The sequence below is a fragment of the Bacteroides finegoldii DSM 17565 genome (assembly GCF_000156195.1).
GTDB lineage: Bacteria > Bacteroidota > Bacteroidia > Bacteroidales > Bacteroidaceae > Bacteroides > Bacteroides finegoldii.
On sequence record NZ_GG688326.1, the window covers coordinates 51,937 to 74,519 of the forward strand.

General features: G+C 41.6%; 24 protein-coding genes, 2 tRNA genes and 2 pseudogenes. 15 read left to right on the forward strand and 13 right to left on the reverse strand.

All coding sequences use genetic code 11. From position 1 onward, the window contains the following. Position 1 precedes the first annotated feature (1 nt). On the forward strand, positions 2-484 hold the full coding sequence (locus tag BACFIN_RS07350) for a DNA-packaging protein (protein WP_007754913.1): 483 nt from the start codon (positions 2-4) through the stop codon (positions 482-484). A 255-nt stretch (positions 485-739) separates the two neighbouring features. Here BACFIN_RS07350 and BACFIN_RS07345 read toward each other — a convergent pair whose 3' ends face one another. From BACFIN_RS07345 to BACFIN_RS07330, 4 genes and pseudogenes are all read right to left on the reverse strand, one after another. Next, complete coding sequence (locus BACFIN_RS07345) at positions 740-1,069, reverse strand: hypothetical protein (RefSeq protein WP_007754915.1); 330 nt, start codon at positions 1,067-1,069, stop codon at positions 740-742. Then, positions 1,069-1,347 (reverse strand): annotated as a pseudogene (locus BACFIN_RS07340) (protein adenylyltransferase Fic); the annotation flags it as partial. The gene BACFIN_RS07345 and the pseudogene BACFIN_RS07340, both read right to left, overlap by 1 nt. Before the next feature lie 3 nt (positions 1,348-1,350). Next, on the reverse strand, positions 1,351-2,112 hold the full coding sequence (locus BACFIN_RS07335; protein WP_007754917.1) for a Fic family protein: 762 nt from the start codon (positions 2,110-2,112) through the stop codon (positions 1,351-1,353). 18 nt (positions 2,113-2,130) lie between these two features. Beyond that, the gene (locus BACFIN_RS07330; protein WP_007754920.1) at positions 2,131-2,436 is read right to left on the reverse strand and encodes a helix-turn-helix domain-containing protein; all 306 of its coding nucleotides are present in this window, start codon (positions 2,434-2,436) and stop codon (positions 2,131-2,133) included. A gap of 169 nt (positions 2,437-2,605) precedes the next feature. Between BACFIN_RS07330 and BACFIN_RS07325 the strand changes: the two genes are divergently transcribed. From BACFIN_RS07325 to BACFIN_RS07315, 3 genes are all read left to right on the forward strand, one after another. Beyond that, positions 2,606-2,998: a hypothetical protein gene (locus BACFIN_RS07325; protein ID WP_007754923.1), complete on the forward strand. Its 393-nt coding sequence runs from the start codon at positions 2,606-2,608 to the stop codon at positions 2,996-2,998. Positions 2,999-3,049: 51 nt separating this feature from the next. Further along, positions 3,050-3,244, forward strand: coding sequence for a hypothetical protein (locus BACFIN_RS07320; protein WP_007754925.1), 195 nt, complete (start codon positions 3,050-3,052; stop codon positions 3,242-3,244). 189 nt (positions 3,245-3,433) lie between these two features. Further along, positions 3,434-3,670 carry a hypothetical protein gene (locus BACFIN_RS07315; protein ID WP_007754929.1) on the forward strand — a complete coding sequence of 79 codons (237 nt, stop codon included), beginning with the start codon at positions 3,434-3,436 and terminating at the stop codon, positions 3,668-3,670. 879 nt (positions 3,671-4,549) lie between these two features. Here the strand turns inward: BACFIN_RS07315 and BACFIN_RS07310 are convergent. The 7 genes and pseudogenes from BACFIN_RS07310 to prmC all read right to left on the reverse strand — a co-directional run bounded on the left by BACFIN_RS07310 (position 4,550) and on the right by prmC (position 8,712). After that, positions 4,550-4,634: transfer RNA gene (locus BACFIN_RS07310), tRNA-Leu, on the reverse strand. Between the two features lie 15 nt (positions 4,635-4,649). Continuing rightward, positions 4,650-4,722: transfer RNA gene (locus tag BACFIN_RS07305), tRNA-Gly, on the reverse strand. A 93-nt stretch (positions 4,723-4,815) separates the two neighbouring features. After that, positions 4,816-6,156, reverse strand: coding sequence for an argininosuccinate lyase (argH, locus tag BACFIN_RS07300; protein WP_007754932.1), 1,341 nt, complete (start codon positions 6,154-6,156; stop codon positions 4,816-4,818). 17 nt (positions 6,157-6,173) lie between these two features. Then, entirely contained in the window at positions 6,174-6,584 is a 411-nt protein-coding gene (locus tag BACFIN_RS07295; RefSeq protein ID WP_007754933.1) for an SRPBCC family protein, read from the reverse strand. A gap of 94 nt (positions 6,585-6,678) precedes the next feature. Beyond that, complete coding sequence (gene pyrE, locus BACFIN_RS07290) at positions 6,679-7,317, reverse strand: orotate phosphoribosyltransferase (protein WP_007754934.1); 639 nt, start codon at positions 7,315-7,317, stop codon at positions 6,679-6,681. A gap of 77 nt (positions 7,318-7,394) precedes the next feature. Continuing rightward, a pseudogene (locus BACFIN_RS20855) lies at positions 7,395-7,879 on the reverse strand (regulatory protein RecX). Beyond that, positions 7,876-8,712, reverse strand: a complete 837-nt coding sequence (gene prmC, locus BACFIN_RS07285) for a peptide chain release factor N(5)-glutamine methyltransferase (protein WP_032839725.1) — start codon at positions 8,710-8,712, stop codon at positions 7,876-7,878. Before prmC ends, BACFIN_RS20855 begins: the two are co-directional and overlap by 4 nt. Positions 8,713-8,766: 54 nt before the next feature. On the opposite strand from prmC, the gene ribD reads away from it, so the two are divergent. From ribD to BACFIN_RS07245, 8 genes are all read left to right on the forward strand, one after another. Further along, positions 8,767-9,804, forward strand: a complete 1,038-nt coding sequence (ribD, locus tag BACFIN_RS07280) for a bifunctional diaminohydroxyphosphoribosylaminopyrimidine deaminase/5-amino-6-(5-phosphoribosylamino)uracil reductase RibD (protein ID WP_032839727.1) — start codon at positions 8,767-8,769, stop codon at positions 9,802-9,804. A gap of 142 nt (positions 9,805-9,946) precedes the next feature. Then, positions 9,947-11,425 carry a DUF6242 domain-containing protein gene (locus tag BACFIN_RS07275; RefSeq protein WP_007754941.1) on the forward strand — a complete coding sequence of 493 codons (1,479 nt, stop codon included), beginning with the start codon at positions 9,947-9,949 and terminating at the stop codon, positions 11,423-11,425. 26 nt (positions 11,426-11,451) lie between these two features. Further along, positions 11,452-12,186 (forward strand): isoprenyl transferase, encoded by a 735-nt coding sequence (locus BACFIN_RS07270; RefSeq protein WP_007754943.1) that lies wholly within the window; start codon positions 11,452-11,454, stop codon positions 12,184-12,186. 30 nt (positions 12,187-12,216) lie between these two features. After that, positions 12,217-14,871, forward strand: coding sequence for a BamA/OMP85 family outer membrane protein (locus tag BACFIN_RS07265; protein ID WP_007754946.1), 2,655 nt, complete (start codon positions 12,217-12,219; stop codon positions 14,869-14,871). 23 nt (positions 14,872-14,894) lie between these two features. Next, on the forward strand, positions 14,895-15,410 hold the full coding sequence (locus BACFIN_RS07260; protein ID WP_022276508.1) for an OmpH family outer membrane protein: 516 nt from the start codon (positions 14,895-14,897) through the stop codon (positions 15,408-15,410). Positions 15,411-15,466: 56 nt separating this feature from the next. Continuing rightward, positions 15,467-15,982 (forward strand): OmpH family outer membrane protein, encoded by a 516-nt coding sequence (locus BACFIN_RS07255; RefSeq protein WP_007754950.1) that lies wholly within the window; start codon positions 15,467-15,469, stop codon positions 15,980-15,982. Positions 15,983-16,092: 110 nt separating this feature from the next. Beyond that, positions 16,093-16,935 (forward strand): glutamate racemase, encoded by an 843-nt coding sequence (gene murI / locus BACFIN_RS07250; RefSeq protein ID WP_007754951.1) that lies wholly within the window; start codon positions 16,093-16,095, stop codon positions 16,933-16,935. Positions 16,936-17,010: 75 nt separating this feature from the next. Continuing rightward, complete coding sequence (locus BACFIN_RS07245; RefSeq protein WP_007754954.1) at positions 17,011-17,244, forward strand: DUF2007-related protein; 234 nt, start codon at positions 17,011-17,013, stop codon at positions 17,242-17,244. On the opposite strand, the gene BACFIN_RS07240 is transcribed toward BACFIN_RS07245, so the two are convergent. Then, positions 17,213-18,364: a pyridoxal phosphate-dependent aminotransferase gene (locus tag BACFIN_RS07240; RefSeq protein ID WP_032839728.1), complete on the reverse strand. Its 1,152-nt coding sequence runs from the start codon at positions 18,362-18,364 to the stop codon at positions 17,213-17,215. The two genes, BACFIN_RS07245 and BACFIN_RS07240, sit on opposite strands and share 32 nt — an antisense overlap. Positions 18,365-18,469: 105 nt before the next feature. On the opposite strand from BACFIN_RS07240, the gene proB reads away from it, so the two are divergent. The 3 genes from proB to BACFIN_RS07225 all read left to right on the forward strand — a co-directional run bounded on the left by proB (position 18,470) and on the right by BACFIN_RS07225 (position 21,984). Next, positions 18,470-19,552 carry a glutamate 5-kinase gene (proB, locus tag BACFIN_RS07235; RefSeq protein ID WP_007754961.1) on the forward strand — a complete coding sequence of 361 codons (1,083 nt, stop codon included), beginning with the start codon at positions 18,470-18,472 and terminating at the stop codon, positions 19,550-19,552. Between the two features lie 182 nt (positions 19,553-19,734). After that, positions 19,735-20,988, forward strand: coding sequence for a glutamate-5-semialdehyde dehydrogenase (locus BACFIN_RS07230; RefSeq protein ID WP_032839730.1), 1,254 nt, complete (start codon positions 19,735-19,737; stop codon positions 20,986-20,988). Positions 20,989-21,027: 39 nt separating this feature from the next. Further along, positions 21,028-21,984 (forward strand): Rossmann-fold NAD(P)-binding domain-containing protein, encoded by a 957-nt coding sequence (locus tag BACFIN_RS07225; protein ID WP_007754967.1) that lies wholly within the window; start codon positions 21,028-21,030, stop codon positions 21,982-21,984. A 199-nt stretch (positions 21,985-22,183) separates the two neighbouring features. Here the strand turns inward: BACFIN_RS07225 and BACFIN_RS07220 are convergent, their stop codons facing one another. Continuing rightward, positions 22,184-22,576 (reverse strand): rhodanese-like domain-containing protein, encoded by a 393-nt coding sequence (locus tag BACFIN_RS07220; protein WP_007754968.1) that lies wholly within the window; start codon positions 22,574-22,576, stop codon positions 22,184-22,186. Positions 22,577-22,583: the final 7 nt, after the last annotated feature.

Sequence of the window (22,583 nt, forward strand, 5' to 3'; positions counted from 1 at the left end):
TATGTCTGCACCTAAAGGAAACCAATTTTGGAAGTTGAGAAATAAGCATGGGAGAAGCAAGCGTTTTGCTTCTCCTGAACAGTTGTGGGAAGCAGCCTGTGAGTATTTTGCCTATTGTGACAGGACTCCATGGAAAGTAATCAAGAATAAAACGAAAGGAGAAATAAAGGAAAAAGAAGAAAACCCTACACAACGTCCTTACTCTCTGACCGGGTTAATGGCTTATTTAGATGTTAGTAAGTCCTTTTGGAACGATTTTAAAAAAGGTAGTCATGAAGATTTTTCCGTAGTCATTACACGCATAGAGAATGTCATCAGGACACAACAATTAGAAGGTGCTATTGTTGGTGCGTTTAATCCCAATATAGTTTCCCGAATTATAGGTCTTTCTGATAAACAAAAGGTAACTCATACCATCAACAGTAAAGAGTTTAAAGGCTTTGATTTCTTACCTTATATTCCCAAAGCAGATGAAAGCATATGAGGTTTTAGCATCAAGCCGCTTTCTACTTGCTACAATGAACAGAAACGGAGTGAGCGCAGATGATATAATGTATCTTTATGTTCTATGAGTATAGAGATATGCTTGCAGAAGGACGAAAAAAAGCCGAAATTCGGGACTTTCTTTCAAACAAGCATAAGCTATCAGCCTCAACAATAAAAAGAGTCATAAAACGTCTGAACGATGAATATAAATTATAGTTTTAATGGCTAAGTATAAACAAAAGTCCCGAACCAATCAAGGAACGGGGCTTATTATTTCTCTCATTTCAGCCTTTGCCAAAGGGGAAAGTTCTTTCATATAATTACATTTAAAAGCGGCTGATTCCAGGTCAAGCACATCATAACGAACGCCGGAACGTAACTTTCCATCAGCATCTTTATATTTCTTCACTATGCCAGCTTTTACCCATTTAGTAACATTTCCTTTGCCATACCGGATATGTGCCTGATTTTGAGATATAAATTGAGATTCTTTAAAGGAGTTGATCCGTTCTTTTTTACGACCCAGATTTTCTGCAAATTCTACTAGCTTAAACAGCAATTCTTCGGATATGGCTACAATCATATATATTTAGCAATGATTTCCTCAAATTTCGTTTCCGGCATCTTTTCTATTACTGGGAGCATCACATCAAGATACATACAATTAGCAAAACGAAAGTTTCCCTTTACTATATTCAACGTACGCACCTGTCCAGCAAACCTGTACAACCCATCGAACAAATAACGGTGTATGTCACACAATCCTTTTACGGTTGCCACCTCAATACGATCTATATCTCCAGTTTCAAACAAGGCATGAGCTTTGCAAAAGCTCAATTTATCTATTTCATTTGTATTCATACCCTATTGCATTATAGACAAATATCTTTGCAAAGAGGCTATTTCGGCCTCAACAACAAGTTTTTGAAAGGCTTCCGGCTTATTCTCTGTATGAGATTCTTCCAGTGCTTTATAATAACTTATTTTATCCTCATTGCTACCTTTTAAAGTAACCAATGTATACCCATTCCGTAAAAGATAAAGATTCATCAATAAACGTGACGTTCGCCCGTTTCCATCAATAAACGGATGAATACGTACAAGTTCGTCGTGAAGATATGCGGCTATAAGTACCGAATGTACTTTTTCTTCCTCCATCTGTCGGTACTTTATCATAAAATCCTCCATTTGTTTCTGTATTAGATAAGGTTGTGGCGGCATGTGGGTACTACCGGAAATCATAACGGGAACGGTGCGATACCGCCCGGCATTTTCACGATCTATTCCATGCAAGATAAGAGCATGTATTTCTTTGATAGTGCGTTCGCTTATCTCTATATCCTTCTTCGCTATATCTTTGATATAATCAATAGCTTCGCTATGATTGATAGCTTCCAAATGTTCACGCATAGACTTGCCGGATATGGTAACGCCTTCATTTACCACTAAGGCGGTTTCCTGCAATGTAAGGGTATTACCTTCGATTCGGTTACTTTCGTAAGTGTATTCTATATCTAAGGCGTCCTGTATCTTTTGCAACGCATCTTCCGGTAATGGACGTAAAGCGGATAACTCTTCTTTGAGTGTGTCAGCTTTATCTAACAACTGTTTTAAATCTTCATTCATGACTATTCTACTTTGATATTATAAAACAATTTCTCCGCTTTCTATTCTATCCAGCAGCCAGGACAAGTCCGATACGCTATTTATATTGTAATTGGTATCTCTTATGCGGATCACTCCAATAATACCACCGGAAGAAGAAGGTCCAAACAGTTCTGTAATATCAACCTCTAAAGCTGATGCAATCTTTTCCAATGTTTCGAGAGAAGGTGTAGATTTACCATTAACAATATTACTCATATTTGGCTGAGTTATCCCTATCATTCCTGCAAGTGATACAACGGTCACTTTTTTTTCCTTTAATACATCTTTAATTCTTAGTTCCATATTATATCGTTTTAGATTATAGTACAAACATACTACATTATATCGAACAAAAGTATAAATAAAGGTTAAATATACTCTTATACATGATATTTCCGTGCTATTTATTTTGATTGTATATTTTAATACGATATATTTGCGTCATAATAATAACATAAAACGATATAAAGATATGGCACGTTACGATTTAAGCAAGATAATGAAAAAAGCTTGGGCCCTATTTACGAACGCCTGTGCAAAGTACCCGACATTTGCCGATGCACTCCGTAAATCTTGGAAAACAGCAAAATGGGAAAAGTCCATAGCAGAAAAATGCAAAGCAATCGAAGAGGAAGAAAAAGTACATGAAGAAAAGGCACGTGAGAAAAGAGAGCAAGCCGCTATTAGTTCGGTTCTTTTTCGTGCACAAATCGAAGCCGACCGGATCAGAAGAGAAGCGGAAGCCAAAGCGGAACGCATGAAAGCCGAGATAGCAGCACGCAAAGAGGGTATCTCTTATAATGAGTACCAGGACCGTATTAGTCGTGCAATGGGCTACGGATGTGGGTTGTATTGTGGTGATTGATTATTAATCGGATGGGGTCGTAAAACGCTACCCCATCATAAAATATACACTATGACAGAAACAAAGGTCTACAAGCTCCACGAGAGCAAGCAAGTAGAGGATATTACTACCATGCTAAAGATAGAAGGAATAAAGCATAATGTATTCGAATACGAAGAGTACACAGCAATAGAAGTGACCGGCACACCATTAGAAATAATAAGAGCCTCCACGATATACCAACAGGTTACAACTCTTAAACTATAACGAGATGAAAATATTGATAGTATTAGGTTGCTTGTATACCGGATATCGTTTTTTCAAGAAGCCCGGAGAACACTTCTTTGATGTTTAATCAATTATGAACGCTACACTAATTATTTGTATCATCCTTCTTGCTTTCTGTATCTGGGATGAAATGTTTAACGATAACAACAGAAATCAATCAATATAACTATGGGAATGATAATAGAACCCGCAAGCAAAGAGCGGACAGAAGAAGGAGAACAGTTCATCGAAAGACTGCTGAAGATTCTACAGAACAACGATAAAGTAACGGTTAACGTAATGTATTGCCAGACTTGCGTTATTGACAGGCTGGTAACTGTGGAATCCGGCACCAGTTTTAATGCAGGTCTCAGTAAAGACAATTGTACAGTACTAAATGAAATGGTCTACAACTCACATCAATAAATGACACATGAAAGTTGACGCCAATCAACAAAGCCACCCCGGTAACAATACGGTTGCCGGGCTTACATTTAAAAGAATTTTGTGTTTATGCTGTTTCGTCGTGAGATGAGGCAGCATCATTTATTTACACCCGTTTTCGCTTTCAAGGTTTGCGATTTTAGGGCTTTTTCTTTTCGGATGATATATTGTTCGCCCGGCAAAAGAAAACCGCTTAGACACAAACAAAACACGAAAACGAGCGTTAAACAAGCGTTATTCAAGTAAAACGGCATAGGATAACGTGGGAAAATCTCACACTCATAGTACAAACATACTATTGCTTTCGAAGCAAGAAAACGGTTTGGAAACGGTTATAAGTACCTCGAACATGCACTGTTTTCTAAATCATGTACATTTATCTATATTTACATTATTCGCTTAGATTCCAATAGGTGATTATTCTCACCTTATAACTAGAGAAAACGGCGGGAAAACGACGGGAAAACGAGCAAAATACCCTAAGATTACCCTAAGATGAATTGTTAAATAACGGCAAGATTACGGCAAGGGTAAAACAAAAAATATAGTAAGGTTTTAGTAAGGGTAAAATGTGATTTTTGATAATCCTCATGTCCTATAACTCCAAATAGCTGTTATTTGGAACTGATACACTACAAAGATTTTTCCGTAGTCATTCGCATGTATGAAAGATATGCTCAAAATGTGGATTTTGTGGATGCTATAAAAAAGGGGAAAGAAATAAGCATGAAGATTTTTTGGGGGTCATTACACGTGTGTGAAAAGGGGATTCATTTTTACTTTTGCCCGCAATATGCCCGTAATAAAATAAAAATCCCTCATAAACAACACGTTTACAAGGGGATTAGTAAAGAATACTCGTACTCGAAGCGGGACTTGAACCCGCACAGCCGCAATGGCCAAGGGATTTTAAGTCCCTCGTGTCTACCGATTCCACCATTCGAGCATCCTTTCAAAGAAGAGCGGAAAACGAGACTCGAACTCGCGACCCTAACCTTGGCAAGGTTATGCTCTACCAACTGAGCTATTTCCGCATTTTTTCAACGGGTGCAAAGATAAGTAGTTTACTTGTTTCTGCCAAATCTTTTCGGAGGAAAGTTTAAAAAACTATCCTCCGAAAGTTCATTTTATCTTCCAAGCAGTGCTTTCTCTGCTCTATCCATCCCGCAAAAGTTGAATCCATCGACCACTTGCTGCATCAATGCAGAGATCTCTGTATTACACAAATTGCCTATACTTCCTTCATGTGTATGATGTACTTCCTTACTATGCGAGAATTTACCTGCTTCAATATCCAGACCGACCTTTTTGTATGCATCGCGGAAAGGCATACCTTCGCGTGCCAAACGGTTCACTTCTTCCACACTGAAAATGAGCAGATATTTGTCATCATCCAAGATATGTTCATTTACCTTAATCTCGTTCATGATGTAAGTTGTCATCTGCAAACAGTCTTTCAATTCCTGGAAAGCCGGAAGAAAGACCTCTTTTATAATCTGCAAGTCACGGAAATAACCGGAAGGCAGATTGTTGGCAATCATCATGATTTGTTGGGGAAGCGATTGCAACTTATTACATTTGGCACGTGTCAATTCAAACACGTCCGGATTCTTCTTATGAGGCATAATACTGGAACCCGTAGTACAATCATCGGGCAACTTCACAAATCCGAAGTTCTGGCTGTTGAACATACAAGCGTCAAAAGCTAATTTGGAGATTGTTCCGGCAATCGTGGCCAACGCAAACGCAACATTACGTTCCATCTTGCCACGTCCCATCTGGGCATATACCACATTATAATTCATAGAGTCAAAACCGAGCAACTCAGTTGTCATCGTCCGGTTCAACGGAAACGAAGAACCATATCCGGCAGCAGAACCTAACGGATTACGGTTGCACATCTTAAATGCAGCCTGCAGAAACAGCATATCATCCACCAGGCTTTCGGCGTAAGCACCGAACCATAGTCCGAAAGAAGAGGGCATGGCAATCTGCAGATGTGTATATCCCGGCATTAAAACATTTTTATAACGTTCGCTCTGGCAAATCAATACATGGAAAAGCTGCTCTACCGCTTCGGCTATTTCTCTGACTTGCGTGCGGGTAAAGAGTTTAAGATCCAACAGTACCTGGTCGTTACGCGAACGGCCGCTATGAATTTTCTTTCCTATATCTCCCAAACGACGAGTCAGCATCAACTCCACCTGCGAATGTACGTCTTCCACACCATCTTCTATCACGAATTCACCTTTCTCCACTGAAGCATAAATATTTTTCAGTTCAGCCAGCAACTGCTCCAGTTCTTCTTTCGTCAGCAAACCGATACTTTCGAGCATTGTGATGTGCGCCATAGAGCCGAGCACATCATGCTTGGCCAGATAAAGATCCATTTCACGATCGCGTCCCACCGTAAAGCGTTCGATGTCCTTATTTACCTGCACGGATTTCTCCCAAAGTTTCTGTGCCATACCAATTAATAATTGAATTAATAATTTATAATCGACAGCATTTCAACCATCTTCTCCAAACCTTCCTGGAGGGGCTTCTGCACCATCGCTTTCATAAACGGATTGATATCCATCCCGATAGTAACCTTTACTTTGCATTCTTCCTCACCGGTCGCCACTAATTGAATCCACATATTAAAAGGAAGCGGTGAGTTGGTTGTCTCCAACTTCACACATTTAGAAGGTTCACGTTCAACGATTTGCAGTGTCAGCTTTCCAACAGGAGAAACACTAAAACTCAACGTATCCGAATCAAAACTCAAATCCTGTACCTTATCTTGCGGCAAACGGTCTTTAATGGCTTCCAGATTACTCAAATCCGAAAGCTTGTTATACACTCGTTCCTGACTGTAAGGTATCACCTTGACACTACTCTCAAATTTAGTCATAATATTCTATTTGTATAAAAACAAAAAAAGAACTATCCGGGCAAATATTGTCCGAAGAGTTCTTTTACTGACATATATTTAATCAAAAAAAGTCTTATTTACCAGCATCCCAATGAGCAGGGTCTTTACGCCATTCGTTCAGTGTCTGGATATCTTCTTTTTCAATGTAACCTGTACGAAGAGCAACATCAAGCACGGCCTCATAATTGGTCAATGTCACCAAAGTCACTTTAGCGTTCTTGAATGCTTCTTCAGCAACCGGGAAGCCATACGTATAAGCCGCAACCATACCAATTACTTCACAGCCATCGCGACGAATCGCCTCTACAGCCTTCAAACTACTGCCACCGGTAGATATCAAATCTTCTATTACTACTACTTTCATACCCGGACGAAGTTCACCTTCGATTAGGTTCTCCAATCCATGGTCTTTCGGGGTAGAACGAACATATACGAACGGTAAATTCAATGCATCAGCAACCAAAGCTCCTTGAGGAATAGCACCAGTCGCCACACCTGCAATCGCATCCACCTGTCCGAATCGTTCCAATATCAGACGTGTAATTTCAATCTTCACAAAATTACGAAGAGAAGGATAGGACAGAGTTTTACGGTTGTCACAGTAAAAGGGGGATTTCCATCCAGAAGCCCAAGTGAAAGGGTTAGCAGGTTGAAGTTTAATAGCTTTAATCTTCAACAGTTTCTCCGCAAATAGTCTCTCTAAGTTTTTCATAACTAAACTAACTATTAATTATTTGCCGCAAAAGTACAGAAATAGAACGAGAATAAAAAGAAGAATCCGTTTATTTTTTACTCCACCTGCTCCTCTTCATCGGGAACATCGATACAACGCCTGATATCTTTCAGTTCAAACCCACGACTCATAGCGAACCGCATCAGCTTTCCATTCAGTTCATATTCATCCTGCGCATGGACTACTTTTTTTTCTTGGAGGCCAGCAGTCCACGAAGGACAGCAAGATATTCCTCCTCATCAATCTCATTCAGATAACGCCATGCTACGTCGGATGGAATCTTCTTCATATAGAGTCCTTGCGCTATTTTCATCTTCCCCCACTTGGCGAAACGGAATTTATCATTCACAAAAGCCCTGCAGAAACGCTCGTCATCAATGAACTTTTCCGATTCCAGCCGGTCAAGAATACGCGCTATGGTATCATAGGCTATCCCCCAACGTTGTAACTTCTCATTTATTTCTGCCCGGCAATGCTCGGCAGTAGAGCAATAGGAGGCTACACGACTTAAAGCCTCTTCGTCTGTTAATTGTGCACTCATCGGTTAGCTGTAACTATTCTATCTTTTCCAAATATGTCTTTTATAACACGAATATCACGATATTGGTTCATTTCAAGCATATATGCTATTTCCCGGCCAAACGCCCGGTTGATTTCAAAATAAAGTTTTCCTTCCGGCAGAAGCAACTCACGCCCCAGAGTGGCAATCCTGCGATAAAACCGCAACGGGTCGTCATCGGGAACAAACAAAGCCAGTGCCGGTTCCCAATCGAGCACATTAGCTTCCATTTCATCTTTCTCCGCCTCAGTGACATAAGGAGGGTTGCTTACAATGACATCAAACGACGGTGACTTTTCCCAATCGTCAGATAAAACATCCCTTTGCCGAAACAGCACTCGGGATTCCAGTTCTTCGTTGTTTGTCCGAGCTATCGCTAATGCCTCTTCCGAAATATCCCAAGCTTCCACGTCGGCATCCGGAAGTCTCTTATCCAGAGAAATTGCAATGCATCCGCTTCCCGTACCTATATCTAATAGGTGATGTGCTCCCGGATTCTCATTGACGACCCAATCTACCAACTCCGCAGTTTCCGGACGGGGAATCAGCACCCCCGGAGCTACCTTGAACTTCCTCCCACCAAATACCGCAAAGCCGCGAATGTACTGTATCGGCTCATTTTTCTGTAAACGGAATATAATGTTTTCTAATTCACGCTCTTTGCATTCGGATAAAATCATATCTTTGCCCAAGTAAATATCGAGCGGATCGAACCCGAGCATATCGCAACAAATCATCATCGTAAGGGCTTTAAGCTCTTCCGGCGGATAGATATCACGCAGAGATTGGCGAATGCGGGTGGAGATACGATTCATACATTTACAGTTTCGGAGTGCAAAAGTAAGAATAATATAGCGAAGAGTACCAAAATGGAAGAAGAAAAATACATGAGACGTTGTATTGAGCTCGCAAAGAACGGGTTATGCAACGTAGCTCCCAATCCGATGGTAGGGGCTGTTATCGTATGCGACGGGCGCATTATCGGTGAAGGTTATCATGTCCGTTGCGGAGAAGCGCATGCCGAAGTCAATGCAATCCGCTCCGTCAAGGATGAGTCTTTATTGAAACGTTCGACAATCTATGTCAGCCTGGAGCCTTGTTCCCACTATGGTAAAACACCTCCCTGTGCAGACTTGATCATCGAAAAACAGATTCCGCGTATCGTCATTGGTTGCCGGGATCCCTTTTCCAAAGTAGCCGGACGAGGGATTCAGAAACTACAGAATGCCGGACGGGAAGTTATAGTCGGTGTGCTGGAAGAAGAATGCCTGCATCTGATCCGCCGTTTTATCACTTTCAACACGCTCCGCCGACCTTTTATTACTCTTAAGTGGGCTGAATCGGCCGACCAATTCATTGACATAGAGCGAATTGATGGGAATCCTGTCCTTCTCTCCTCCCCTCTTACGTCAATGTTGGTACATAAAAAAAGGGCGGAGAATACAGCTATTATGGTAGGAAGACGGACAGCCTTGCTGGATAATCCCTCTCTGACGGTACGCAACTGGTATGGACGTAACCCTATACGTATTGTTTTAGACCGCAACCTTTCTCTTCCGAATGATTTGCAAATATTCAACGGAGAGGTCCCGACATTAGTTTTCACAGAGAAAGAACATCCGGAAGAAAAGAGCGTCAGCTATATAACTATTGATTTTGGTCATAACCCTCTGAAGCTGATTATGGAAGAGTTATATCAACGAAATATACAATCATTGTTGGTAGAAGGCGGAAGCCAACTGCTGCAATCATTCATTGACAATGAATTATGGGATGAAGCCTATATAGAGAAGTGCCCCAAGCGGTTATACTCCGGTGTTAAATCACCTGAAATAAGCAATAATTTTAGTTACTCGACCAAAGAACACTTTGGAAGACAAATTTGGTATTATGTTCATCGGATTTAGCTAAAATAGTCCTATTCAGGGAGTTTTACGTCGATAAAAACAGTGTTATTATCTATAATTTTATATAAAACTTACCTGTAATGTTCATTATCGGGAAAAATGTTTCTATTTTTGCAACTTGTAAATAAACACAATCTTTCAAATGAGAATAAAGTTTTTATCATTCATTGCGAGTTTTTTCATGGTGTCATTCGTTATAACGTCATGCCTTGATGACGATAATGACATAGAATATAGCCCAGATGCAACTATACATGCATTTGAACTTGATACAATATATGGGATATCCTACAAGTTCACTATTGACCAACAAAATGGCCTTATCTATAATCAGGATTCACTCCCTGTTCACGCAGATACTATTATTGACAAAATCTTGATTAAGACGCTGACAACAGCTTCAGGCGTCATCACCATGAAAGACAAAGAAGGAAGAGACTCTATTATCAATATTAACGATTCACTAGACCTTCGTAAAAAATTAGAAATCAAGGTATGGTCTACTGAGGCACTGGCAGGAATAGCCCCTAACAAAGTAAAGCCATATACTATTGAGGTTAGAGTACACAAACATGATCCGGATTCTTTAAGCTGGGGATATGTCGGGAAAATAGGTGATGAGATTAAAGGAGCACAGAAAACCATTAAATTTAAAGATGAATATTTCACCTATTCTATGGATGGGTCAAGTGTAAAAGTACATAGTAGTAGTGACTTATCTAATTGGAATTTGCAAAATGCAACGGGATTAGCAACTCTTCCTAACTCCATATTACCCTTAGAGAAGATTATATTGGCTACCGCAGATAATAAGGTATATGAATCTACCGACGGTATAGCATGGACAGAATCAAATAAATTTTCAGGTGAAGTAAATACATTTATTTCAGCAATACCCATTGAGAATGACAATAGCCAAACCGAAGAAGAGAAGTACATTCAACAAGCCACTTATCTCAAGACAGAAGATAACGTACGTTATTTGTATTCCATTTTAGAATCGGAACTAGGGATAGGAAATGCTGAAACTAAAATACAAGCAGCCGGTGAGAATTTCCCAACAAAGAACATTTCATACACAACTTTCAAAAAAGGAGGACAATATCAGAATGTTATAATAGGTGAACATGATGAATCTATCAAAATAACGGTTGGTGATAAAGAAATTCCAGTCAGCATAGCATGGGGATACAATGGAACAACATGGGCTGAGTTGGGAACCACTTCAACGGTTGCTTATTGCCCGGAGTTCAAGAATCCGACTATTATTTATTACAATAACCTTCTTTATACTTTTGGTGACAAGTTTGAATCCATCTATGTTTCAAAGAATGAAGGAATTGCTTGGCAAAAAGCGGACAAAAAGTTCTCATTCCCTTATCAGGATTGGAGTGACCCCGAGTTCAAACCAACAATAGAAAAACCGGAATTCATGGGAAGAACTAATTACTCCGTAGTACAAGACACAAAGAATGACTACATTTACTTCTTATTCAGTAAGGGAGATGTTTTACTCGAAGAAGGTGAGAATACACATCCTTATAGTCATGATTCAGAAATCTGGCGTGCACGCTTAAACCAATTATGGTTTGATAAGAGTCCCAAGCATGCAGGTCAATAATAAACGCATACGTTTAAAACAGAAAAATGTCCTATATAGAGCAAATAGACAAAACTCGGATACCCCAACACGTAGCCATCATCATGGATGGTAACGGAAGATGGGCAAAGCAACGGGGAAAAGAACGTACTTACGGTCACCATGCAGGCGCAGAAACGGTACAGAGAATTACCGAAGATGCAGCCCGTCTGGGAATCAAGTACCTCACTTTGTATACTTTCTCCACCGAGAACTGGAGTCGTCCGCAAGAGGAAGTTACGGCACTGATGAATCTATTGCTGGATTCTATTAAGGAAGAGACATTGATGAAAAACAATCTCCGCTTCAATGTAATCGGTGACTTAAAGAAATTGCCGGTTGAAGTCCAGGATAGTTTAACATCATGCATAGATCATTCCGCAAAAAACACGGGAATGTGTCTAGTGTTGGCACTTAGCTACTCTTCACGCTGGGAAATAACCGAAGCAGTCCGACAAATAGCTACGAAGATTAAAGAAGGAGATTTATCTCCTGAACAGATAACAGACGAATGCATCGCATCACATCTGAATACTAATTTTATGCCCGATCCGGATTTATTAATCCGCACGGGAGGCGAAATCCGACTAAGCAATTACCTGCTATGGCAATGTGCTTATTCGGAACTTTATTTTTGTGACATCTTTTGGCCGGATTTCGACAAAGAAGAACTCTATAAAGCCGTTTGCGAATATCAACAGCGGGAACGACGATTCGGCAAGACCAGTGAACAAATCAGCTAATATAACTCGAAACATCAAATTATAACATAAATGCATTATCGTATTTCCTTTATATTCATAACGTTTATCTGCCTGTTCAGTTTTGCAACAACAGGTATTGCGCAAAATGCCAACACTGATGAAGACTCGAAACCTGTTATCTTATACTCTGGAACACCCAAAAAGTATGAGATAGCGGATATCAAGGTCGAAGGCGTGAAGAATTATGAAGACTATGTATTGATTGGACTATCCGGACTGTCGGTAGGACAAACAATTACTGTGCCGGGTGACGAAATCACCGGAGCAATCAAACGTTATTGGCGTCATGGCTTGTTCTCAAACGTACAAATCACAGCCGAAAAGATAGAAGGCAACAAAATCTGGTTAAAAATCAGTCTGACACAGCGTCCCCGAATCTCTGAGGTACGCTATCATGGCGTTAAGAAGTCAGAGCGTACCGATTTGGAAGGTAAGTTGGGAATGGTGAAGGGTATGCAGATTACACCGAATACCGTAGACCGGGCCAAAACATTGATTAAGCGTTATTTTGACGATAAAGGTTTTAAGAATGCAGAAGTTATCATCGCACAAAAAGATGATCCCTCCAGCGAGAACCAAGTAATTGTGGACATCGACATTGACAAGAAAGAGAAAGTAAAAGTTCACGAAATCAAAATTGTTGGAAATACGGCAATCAAAGCTTCCAAGCTGAAACGAGTAATGAAGAAAACCAATGAAAAAGGGAAACTTCGCAACTTGTTCCGTACGAAGAAATTCGTACCGGAAAACTACGAAGCGGATAAGCAACTCATCATCGACAAATATAATGAGCTAGGTTATCGTGATGCAGTTATCAGAAAAGACAGTATCTCACAATACGACGAGAAAACAGTTAATGTTTATCTCGATATCGAGGAAGGTCAGAAATACTATCTCCGTAACGTGACTTGGGTGGGTAACACGCTGTATCCTTCAGAACAGTTGGACTTCCTTCTGCGTATGAAAAAAGGAGATGTGTACAACCAGAAGTTGCTGAACGAACGTATCTCTACAGATGATGACGCTATCGGTAACTTATACTACAACAACGGTTATCTGTTCTACAACCTCGATCCGGTAGAAGTGAACATTGTAGGCGACTCTATCGACCTGGAAATGAGAATCTATGAAGGCCGTCAGGCTACTATCAATAAGATCAACATCAGCGGTAACGACCGTCTGTATGAAAATGTAGTCCGTCGTGAACTTCGTATCCGTCCGGGACAGTTGTTCAGCAAAGAAGACTTGATGCGTTCTTTGCGTGAAATCCAGCAGATGGGACACTTTGACCCCGAAAAACTTCAGCCGGATATTCAACCGGACCCGATGAACGGAACGGTTGACATAGGCCTGCCGTTGACTTCCAAAGCCAATGACCAGGTGGAATTCTCTGCCGGTTGGGGACAAACAGGTATTATCGGTAAACTGAGTCTGAAGTTCACAAACTTCTCTGTTGCCAACTTACTGCATCCGGGTGAGAATTATCGCGGTATCCTGCCGCAAGGTGACGGACAGACACTGACTATCAGCGGACAGACGAATGCCAAATACTACCAATCATACAGTATTTCATTCTTCGATCCTTGGTTTGGCGGCAAACGCCCGAACTCATTCTCTGTTTCGGCGTTCTTCTCCGTACAGACAGATATCAGTAGCCGTTACTACAACTCCAGCTACTTTAACAACTACTATAACAGTATGTATAGCGGTTATGGCGGTTATGGCATGTACAACTATGGCAATTACAATAACTACGAGAACTATTATGACCCCGATAAATCGATCAAGATGTGGGGACTTTCCGTTGGTTGGGGTAAACGTCTGAAATGGCCGGATGACTATTTCACCCTTTCTGCCGAGTTGGCTTATCAACGTTACAACTTGAAAGACTGGCAGTACTTCCCGGTAACAAACGGTAAATGTAATGACCTCAGCCTTTCACTGACTTTGGCACGTAACTCTATTGACAACCCAATCTTCCCGCGTTCGGGTTCGGATTTCTCATTGTCAGTGCAGTTCACACCGCCTTACTCATTAATGGACGGCAAAGACTATAAAGGATATTACAGCAATCCTGAAACCGGAACCATTACTCAAGACAATATGAACAAGCTTCATAAATGGGTAGAATACCACAAATGGAAATTCAAAGGCAAAACATACACTCCGTTGATGGACCCGGTTGCACATCCGAAATGTCTTGTATTGATGACCCGTACGGAATTCGGCTTGTTGGGACACTACAACGAGTTCAAAAAGTCACCGTTTGGTACATTTGACGTTGGTGGTGACGGTATGACTGGTTATTCAACTTATGCAACCGAAAGTATTGCCTTACGTGGTTACGAAAACAGTTCATTGACACCATACGGTTCGGAAGGTTACGCTTATGCACGTCTCGGCATTGAATTAAGATATCCGCTCATGCTGGAAACAAGTACTAACATTTATGTGTTAGGTTTCTTGGAAGCCGGTAATGCTTGGCATGATATCAAGAAATTCAATCCGTTCGACTTGAAACGTTCCGCCGGTGTCGGTGTTCGTATCTTCCTGCCGATGATTGGTATGATGGGTATTGACTGGGGTTACGGTTTCGACCAAGTATTAGGTTCTAAACAATATGGAGGAAGCCAATTCCACTTTATCTTAGGACAAGAATTCTAATGTATCACCAAAAACTAAACGTTATGAGAAAGTCTGTTCTATTAATCATGATGCTGGTTGCCGTCAGTATGGCAGCCAACGCACAAAAATTTGCACTGATCGATACGGAATATATCATGAAAAATATTCCGACCGCTCAAAGCGCCAACGAGCAAATGCAACAAGCTACGAAAAAATACCAGAGCGAAGTAGAAGCTTTGGCAAAAGAAGCTCAGAAGATGTTTCAGGATTATCAAGCGAAATCCTCCACTCTCTCTGCCGCTCAAAAGACAAAGAAAGAAGATGAAATCGTAGCCAAAGAAAAAGCGGCTGCTGAGTTGAAGCGCAACTATTTCGGTCCGGAAGGTGAATTGGCCAAGATGAGAGACAAGCTGATCACTCCAATTCAGGATGATATTTACGAAGCGGTAAAAGCCATTTCACAACAATATGGATATGATCTGGTGGTCGACAGGGCCTCTGCGACAGGCATCATTTTTGCCAATCCGCGTATCGATATTAGCGATGAAATACTAAGAAAACTAGGATATTCAAATTAATTTCATACATTTGCATCCGGAAATAACTAAAAATCATTCAAATAAATTATAGAACTATGCTTAAAAAAATTGCACTTGTAATGTTGCTTGCACTCCCAATGGGTGTATTTGCACAGAATCTGAAATTCGGTCATATTAATGCGCAGGAGATTATCACTGTAATGCCGGAATTTACGAAGGCACAAAATGATATCCAGACATTAGAAAAACAACTGACTGCCGAACTTCAAAGAACTCAGGAAGAATTCAACAAAAAATATCAGGAATTCCAACAGGCTATGGCCAAAGACTCTCTTCCGGCTAACATCGCTGAAAGAAGACAAAAAGAGTTGCAGGACATGATGCAGAGACAGGAACAATTCCAGCAAGACGCTCAGCAGCAGATGCAGAAAGCTCAGACTGACGCAATGGCTCCTATCTACAAGAAACTGGATGATGCCATCAAAGCAGTAGGTGCTGCTGAAGGTGTTATCTATATCTTCGACCTTGCTAGAACTTCAATACCTTACGTAAACGAAGCGCAAAGTATCAACCTGACTAATAAGGTGAAAGCAAATCTTGGAATCAAATAAAAGAGAGTTCCAAGAAGCGAAAATATAAAAAAGGGAACGAGAAAGAAGATTAATCTTCTTTCTCGTTCCCTTTTTTTGGCGTACATTTGCGTACATAAATACTGTATGTCATGAATCAACATTTATCCCATGCTCCCGGTCCTATCGGAGTATTTGACTCCGGCTATGGCGGACTGACCATCTTAGATAAAATAAGAGAGGTACTTCCGGAATACGATTACATTTATCTGGGAGACAATGCCCGTGCTCCATACGGGACACGTTCTTTTGAGGTCGTATACGAGTTTACCCGGCAAGCCGTAAGCAAACTGTTCGACATGGGGTGTCATCTGGTCATATTAGCGTGTAACACTGCGTCAGCCAAAGCTTTGCGTAGCATTCAAATGAACGATCTTCCCAATATAGATCCGGCTCGCCGCGTACTCGGAGTAATCCGTCCTACAGTGGAATGTATCGGAAATATCACCCAAAACCAGCATATCGGCATATTAGCTACAGCGGGTACTGTAAAGTCCGAATCTTATCCGTTGGAGATACATAAATTATTTCCGGATATCCGGGTGAGCGGAGTAGCGTGTCCGATGTGGGTATCGTTGGTGGAAAACAATGAATCACAAAACGAAGGAACTGATTACTTTATCCGTAAATACATAGACCAACTACTGACAAAAGACCCGCAAATAGACACCGTGATTCTCGGATGCACGCACTTTCCCATACTCCTACCTAAAATCCGGCAATACATTCCGGAACATATCAGCGTGATTTCGCAAGGCGAATATGTAGCCCAAAGCCTGAAAGACTATTTGAGGAGACATCCGGAAATGGACGCGAAATGTACGAAAAACGGGAACTGCTCGTTTTACACGACAGAGGCGGAAGAGAAGTTCACTGAATCAGCTTCCACCTTCCTCCAACAGCAAATCCGTGTTAAACACATCACGCTTGAATAAATTTTAATTGAAGGATAACCATTTGTCTTTCTTTTTTGTTATATTTGTAAATAGCAACCCTTAATATATAAGATCATGAAAGAAAAGGATTATAGCAAGTCAATAGAGGTGTTCTCCGGCTCCCCGTGGGAAGCTGAAATCATCAAGGGTTTATTGGAAAGCAATGACATTCGTTGCGTTGTCAAAGACGGTATTATGGGAACGCTAGCCCCCTATATCGCTCCTGCTGTCTCTATCCTTGTCACAGAGGAGGAATATGAGGCCGCCACAGAGCTTATCAGAGCCCGGGACGAGAAAGATAGCGACTGATACGGTCGAGTCCTTCCTTGATATTCTCCAACGAGTTGGCATAGGAGAAACGCACGTATCCTTCCCCTCCTGTACCAAAGTCCACTCCGGGAGTAATACCGACATGCGCATGCTCGAGTACATCGAATGCAAAGCGATAAGAGTCGGCAGTAAATTTGCGTGCATCAGCGAAAATATAAAATGCCCCTTGAGGTTCCACCTTAATCTCAAATCCGATCTCACGAAGACGGGCAATCATATATTTCCGACGCTCATCATAGACCTGCCTCATACGTTCCACATCCGAATCCGCCTGCCGTAAAGCTGCAATTCCCGCCTGCTGGGCAACACTGGATGCGCAGATAAACAGATTCTGTTGCAACTTCTGCAATGAACGCATATAAGATTTCGGTGCGATGAGATACCCCAACCTCAGTCCGGTCATGGCAAACCGTTTGGAAAATCCATTCAGCACAAATGCTTGATCCGTGTATTCGAGAATACTATGTGCACGCCCTTCATACACCAGGCCATGATAAATTTCGTCTGAAATGACAGGAACTCCCAAAGCCGCTACTTCTTTCAAGAAACTTTCTTCCAATAACATCCCCGTCGGGTTCATAGGTGAGTTGATAAAAATAGCGGCAGTATGCTGATTCACACATTTGCGGATAGCTTCTATATCATATTGCAATCCTTTCTCTTCGGACAACGGCACCAAAACAGGTTTGGCTTGAGCCGCCAGCACAAAGTTCCGATAGCAGGCATATCCCGGATTGGAAAGAACCACTTCACTCTCCGAATTGCAAAGCAACATCAAGGCAAGAAGAATAGAGGGGGAAGAGCCGGAAGTCACGATGATACAGTCCGGATCAACCGCCACTCCATATTCTCTCTGATAAAAAGCTGTAATTTCCCGACGTAACTCAGGGTCTCCCAAAGAATGGGTGTAATGAGTCAAATGCCGATCGTAAGCAGCTTTCGCCGCCTCTGCTACACAAGACGGCACGTCAAAATCGGGCTCACCTACTTCTAAATGAATAATGTCAATGCCTTGTTTCTGTAACTCGTTTGCCCGTTCCAACACATCCATTACGATGAAGGAGGTCATCTGTTCTACTTGCGGATTTGTATGTTTCATTGTTTTTCTTTTCTCTATCCGGCTGCAAAGATAATTCTTTTTAGGCTGTTTTGGTAACATATCGACAAAAAGCTCTATATTTGTGCTTTCAAATCGTTAGCAAAGATGAAACAGGAATTTACACGAATCGCAGTAAAAGTGGGTAGTAATGTTTTGGCACGCCGAGACGGAACATTGGACGTAACCCGTATGTCTGCACTTGTTGACCAAATAGCAGAACTACATAAATCCGGTGTAGAAATCATCCTTATTTCTTCTGGAGCCGTTGCATCCGGACGTAGCGAGGTACATCCGCAGAAGAAACTCGATAGTGTAGACCAGCGACAATTATTCTCTGCCGTAGGGCAAGCCAAACTGATCAACCGTTATTACGAACTTTTCCGTGAGCACGGAATTACCGTCGGACAAGTGCTGACTACGAAAGAAAGTTTCAGTACGCGCCGCCATTACCTGAATCAGAAAAACTGTATGACGGTAATGCTTGAAAACAATGTGATTCCTATCGTCAACGAGAATGATACTATCTCCGTAAGTGAACTCATGTTCACGGACAACGACGAATTGTCCGGACTCATAGCTTCTATGATGGATGCGCAGGCACTTATCATTTTAAGCAACATCGACGGAATCTATAACGGCTCTCCGTCCGATCCCGATTCTTCCGTTATTCGGGAAATCGGTCATGGGAAAGATCTATCCAACTATATTCAAGCAAGCAAGTCCAGCTTCGGGCGAGGAGGTATGCTGACGAAAACAAATATCGCCCGCAAAGTTGCTGATGAAGGAATTACGGTTATCATTGCCAATGGTAAACGTAACAACATCTTGGTAGACTTGTTAGAACACCCCGAAAGCACTCTTTGCACCCGCTTCATTCCTTCTTGCGAACCGGTATCCAGTATCAAGAAGTGGATTGCACATAGTGAAGGCTTTGCCAAAGGAGAAATTCACATCAACAAATGTGCCACTGAGGTACTCAGTTCGGAGAAAGCAGTCAGTATTCTCCCGATAGGTATCACTCATATCGAAGGAGAATTTGAAAAAGACGATATTGTCCGTATCATAGACTTTCAAGGAAACCAAGTGGGTGTAGGAAAAGCAAACTGTGACTCCCAGCAAGCCAAAGAGGTTATCGGAAAACATGGAAAGAAGCCTGTTGTACACTATGATTATTTATATATTGAATAATAATCGCGTTTAAATACTCAACATGATGAGATATTTTCTCATCACAATAAAAATATACACTCCAAAGGTTATTACAATTATAACCTAGGCACAACATTTATTTCTGTTTTCAACAGGTTTTATTCACATCATTCACTATATTTGCATTGTTTATCTTTCTATTTAATGCAAAAAAGGAGCAAATGACTACAAATTTAAACAGAACCTTTGCTGCCGTACAGGCAGCAAGCCGAGAATTGGCTTTACTGAACGATGATACCATCAATCAGATTTTAAATGCAGTGGCCGATGCGGCAATTGCAAAAGCACCGTTCATTCTTGCAGAGAATGAAAAGGATCTTGCACGGATGGGCCCAAATGATCCGAAGTACGACCGGTTGAAATTGACGGAAGAGCGTTTGAAAGGTATCGCAGCAGATACACGCAATGTAGCTACGCTCCCCTCTCCTTTAGGCAAAATACTGAAAGAGACTGTGCGCCCCAACGGGATGAAGCTGACAAAAATCAGTGTTCCTTTCGGGGTCATAGGAATAATCTATGAGGCACGCCCCAATGTCAGTTTTGATGTATTCTCTCTTTGTCTGAAAAGTGGAAATGCTTGCATATTAAAAGGAGGAAGCGATGCCGACTGTTCCAATCGTGCCATCATCAGCGTGATTCACGAAGTACTGGGAAGTTTTAATATAAATCCGCATATCGTAGAACTGTTACCAGCCGACAGGGAAGCAACAGCCGCATTGCTAAATGCTGTAGGTTATGTTGATCTGATTATTCCCAGAGGTAGCAGTAATTTAATCAATTTTGTACGCAATAATGCCAAAATACCGGTCATTGAGACAGGAGCAGGCATTTGCCACACTTACTTTGACGAGTTCGGAGAGGTAAAGAAAGGAGCAGATATTATCCACAATGCCAAGACGCGCAGAGTCAGCGTATGCAACGCATTGGATTGCGTCATTGTGCATGAGAAAAGACTGGTCGACCTTCCCAAACTCTGCGAGAAGCTGAAAGACAGCCACGTAATTATCTATGCCGACCCACAAGCTTACCAAGCATTGGAAGGCCACTACCCTGCAGAGCTCTTACAATCTGCAACAAATGAAAGTTTCGGAACAGAGTTCCTTGATTACAAAATGGCCGTCAAAACGGTCAGAAGTTTTGAAGACGCACTGGGACACATCCAGGAAAACAGTTCCAAGCATAGTGAATGCATCGTTACGGAGAACAAGGAGCGTGCAGCCTTGTTTATCAAGATAGTGGATGCAGCCTGTGTGTACACCAATGTATCTACCGCCTTCACTGACGGCGCACAATTCGGTTTGGGAGCAGAAATAGGTATCAGCACGCAGAAGCTGCACGCACGCGGCCCGATGGGACTGGAAGAAATCACTTCTTACAAATGGGTTATCGAAGGCGACGGACAGACAAGATGGTGAGAAATACAATAAGATAATAACGAATAAATAATAGATAAGATGAAGAAATTTACTTGTGTACAGGACATTGGCAACTTGAAATCGGCCATTGAAGAAGCATTTGAGATTAAGAAGGACCGCTTCAAATATGTAGAACTTGGAAAGAACAAGACATTGATGATGATCTTCTTCAACTCCAGTCTGCGCACCCGCCTCAGCACACAGAAAGCCGCGCTTAATCTGGGAATGAATGTAATGGTGCTTGACATCAATCAAGGTGCCTGGAAGTTGGAAACGGAACGTGGTGTAATTATGGACGGAGACAAACCGGAACATTTGCTGGAAGCGATCCCTGTAATGGGCTGCTATTGCGATGTAATCGGAGTGCGTTCTTTTGCACGCTTCGAAGACCGTGATTTCGATTATCAAGAGACAATCTTAAATCAATTTATTCAATATTCCGGTCGTCCGGTTTTCTCGATGGAGGCAGCAACCCGCCATCCGCTACAAAGTTTCGCTGACCTAATCACTATCGAGGAATACAAGAAAACAGCACGTCCCAAAGTAGTCATGACTTGGGCACCGCATCCCCGCCCATTGCCGCAAGCCGTTCCTAACTCTTTTGCAGAATGGATGAACGCCACAGATTACGAATTTGTCATCACCCATCCGGAAGGATACGAGCTGGATCCCCAATTCGTGGGTAACGCCAAAGTTGAGTACGACCAGATGAAAGCGTTCGAAGGAGCGGATTTCATATATGCAAAGAACTGGGCAGCCTATGCGGGGGATAACTACGGACAGATATTGAGTAAGGATCGTGACTGGACAGTTAGCGACCGTCAAATGGCGGTGACCAACAATGCTTATTTCATGCATTGCCTGCCGGTTCGTAGAAATATGATTGTGACAGACGACGTGATTGAAAGTCCGCAATCAATTGTCATTCCGGAAGCGGCCAACCGTGAAATCTCGGCAACCGTTGTTCTGAAGAGACTATTGGAAGGATTGAAATAACAGAAATGTCATAAAGGCAATCTTTCAATACAGCTATTAAAGAGAATACTCCTCGACAAGAAAAGATAGTATCAAAACGCAAATTATCGCAGATTATTTCAATTATATTGATAGGTTAATCAACAACTCATTAAATTATTTCTGCGATAATTTGCGTTAATCTGCGTTTTATCATTCATTATGGCACTCTCTTCTTGCATCACTTTTCTATTTCCTTACCAGCTTCCTGCCAGGAATTAAATCCTTTATCAAGCTCAAAGACTTTATATCCTTTCTTACTCAAAATAGCCGCGGCCTTCTTACTGCGCTTTCCACTACGGCAGTATACAGCCACCGGTCTGTCTTTCTGCAACAAAGAATCAGCCATCGAAGAAAAGGAGTCATCCATCACATTAATATTAATCGTTTTTGCGATATGTCCTTCCGAGTATTCGGCCAATGTACGGACATCCAGACGTTGCATACCCTCATCTTGAATGAGCGCATCGAAATCTTCCACATTCATTGACTCAAAATCTCCTTTCTGCTGACAAGAGAAAAGAGAAGAAAGAAAGAAAAGCATTCCCACGACCAATTGATTCATTTTAAGCATATCATTC

Bases quoted from the DNA above. Each gene is read 5' to 3' on its own strand.
- murI (WP_007754951.1), top strand. From the start codon at position 16,093: ATGAATCAACATTTATCCCATGCTCCCGGTCCTATCGGAGTATTTGAC.
- BACFIN_RS07260 (WP_022276508.1), top strand. From the start codon at position 14,895: ATGAGAAAGTCTGTTCTATTAATCATGATGCTGGTTGCCGTCAGTATG.
- BACFIN_RS07295 (WP_007754933.1), bottom strand. From the start codon at position 6,584: ATGACTAAATTTGAGAGTAGTGTCAAGGTGATACCTTACAGTCAGGAA.
- prmC (WP_032839725.1), bottom strand. From the start codon at position 8,712: ATGAATCGTATCTCCACCCGCATTCGCCAATCTCTGCGTGATATCTAT.
- BACFIN_RS07270 (WP_007754943.1), top strand. From the start codon at position 11,452: ATGTCCTATATAGAGCAAATAGACAAAACTCGGATACCCCAACACGTA.
- BACFIN_RS07345 (WP_007754915.1), bottom strand. From the start codon at position 1,069: ATGATTGTAGCCATATCCGAAGAATTGCTGTTTAAGCTAGTAGAATTT.
- proB (WP_007754961.1), top strand. From the start codon at position 18,470: ATGAAACAGGAATTTACACGAATCGCAGTAAAAGTGGGTAGTAATGTT.
- BACFIN_RS07265 (WP_007754946.1), top strand. From the start codon at position 12,217: ATGCATTATCGTATTTCCTTTATATTCATAACGTTTATCTGCCTGTTC.
- BACFIN_RS07350 (WP_007754913.1), top strand. From the start codon at position 2: ATGTCTGCACCTAAAGGAAACCAATTTTGGAAGTTGAGAAATAAGCAT.
- BACFIN_RS07320 (WP_007754925.1), top strand. From the start codon at position 3,050: ATGACAGAAACAAAGGTCTACAAGCTCCACGAGAGCAAGCAAGTAGAG.
- BACFIN_RS07335 (WP_007754917.1), bottom strand. From the start codon at position 2,112: ATGAATGAAGATTTAAAACAGTTGTTAGATAAAGCTGACACACTCAAA.
- BACFIN_RS07245 (WP_007754954.1), top strand. From the start codon at position 17,011: ATGAAAGAAAAGGATTATAGCAAGTCAATAGAGGTGTTCTCCGGCTCC.
- BACFIN_RS07220 (WP_007754968.1), bottom strand. From the start codon at position 22,576: ATGCTTAAAATGAATCAATTGGTCGTGGGAATGCTTTTCTTTCTTTCT.
- BACFIN_RS07325 (WP_007754923.1), top strand. From the start codon at position 2,606: ATGGCACGTTACGATTTAAGCAAGATAATGAAAAAAGCTTGGGCCCTA.
- BACFIN_RS07330 (WP_007754920.1), bottom strand. From the start codon at position 2,436: ATGGAACTAAGAATTAAAGATGTATTAAAGGAAAAAAAAGTGACCGTT.
- BACFIN_RS07255 (WP_007754950.1), top strand. From the start codon at position 15,467: ATGCTTAAAAAAATTGCACTTGTAATGTTGCTTGCACTCCCAATGGGT.
- BACFIN_RS07275 (WP_007754941.1), top strand. From the start codon at position 9,947: ATGAGAATAAAGTTTTTATCATTCATTGCGAGTTTTTTCATGGTGTCA.
- BACFIN_RS07315 (WP_007754929.1), top strand. From the start codon at position 3,434: ATGGGAATGATAATAGAACCCGCAAGCAAAGAGCGGACAGAAGAAGGA.
- BACFIN_RS07225 (WP_007754967.1), top strand. From the start codon at position 21,028: ATGAAGAAATTTACTTGTGTACAGGACATTGGCAACTTGAAATCGGCC.
- BACFIN_RS07230 (WP_032839730.1), top strand. From the start codon at position 19,735: ATGACTACAAATTTAAACAGAACCTTTGCTGCCGTACAGGCAGCAAGC.
- pyrE (WP_007754934.1), bottom strand. From the start codon at position 7,317: ATGAAAAACTTAGAGAGACTATTTGCGGAGAAACTGTTGAAGATTAAA.
- ribD (WP_032839727.1), top strand. From the start codon at position 8,767: ATGGAAGAAGAAAAATACATGAGACGTTGTATTGAGCTCGCAAAGAAC.
- BACFIN_RS07240 (WP_032839728.1), bottom strand. From the start codon at position 18,364: ATGAAACATACAAATCCGCAAGTAGAACAGATGACCTCCTTCATCGTA.
- argH (WP_007754932.1), bottom strand. From the start codon at position 6,156: ATGGCACAGAAACTTTGGGAGAAATCCGTGCAGGTAAATAAGGACATC.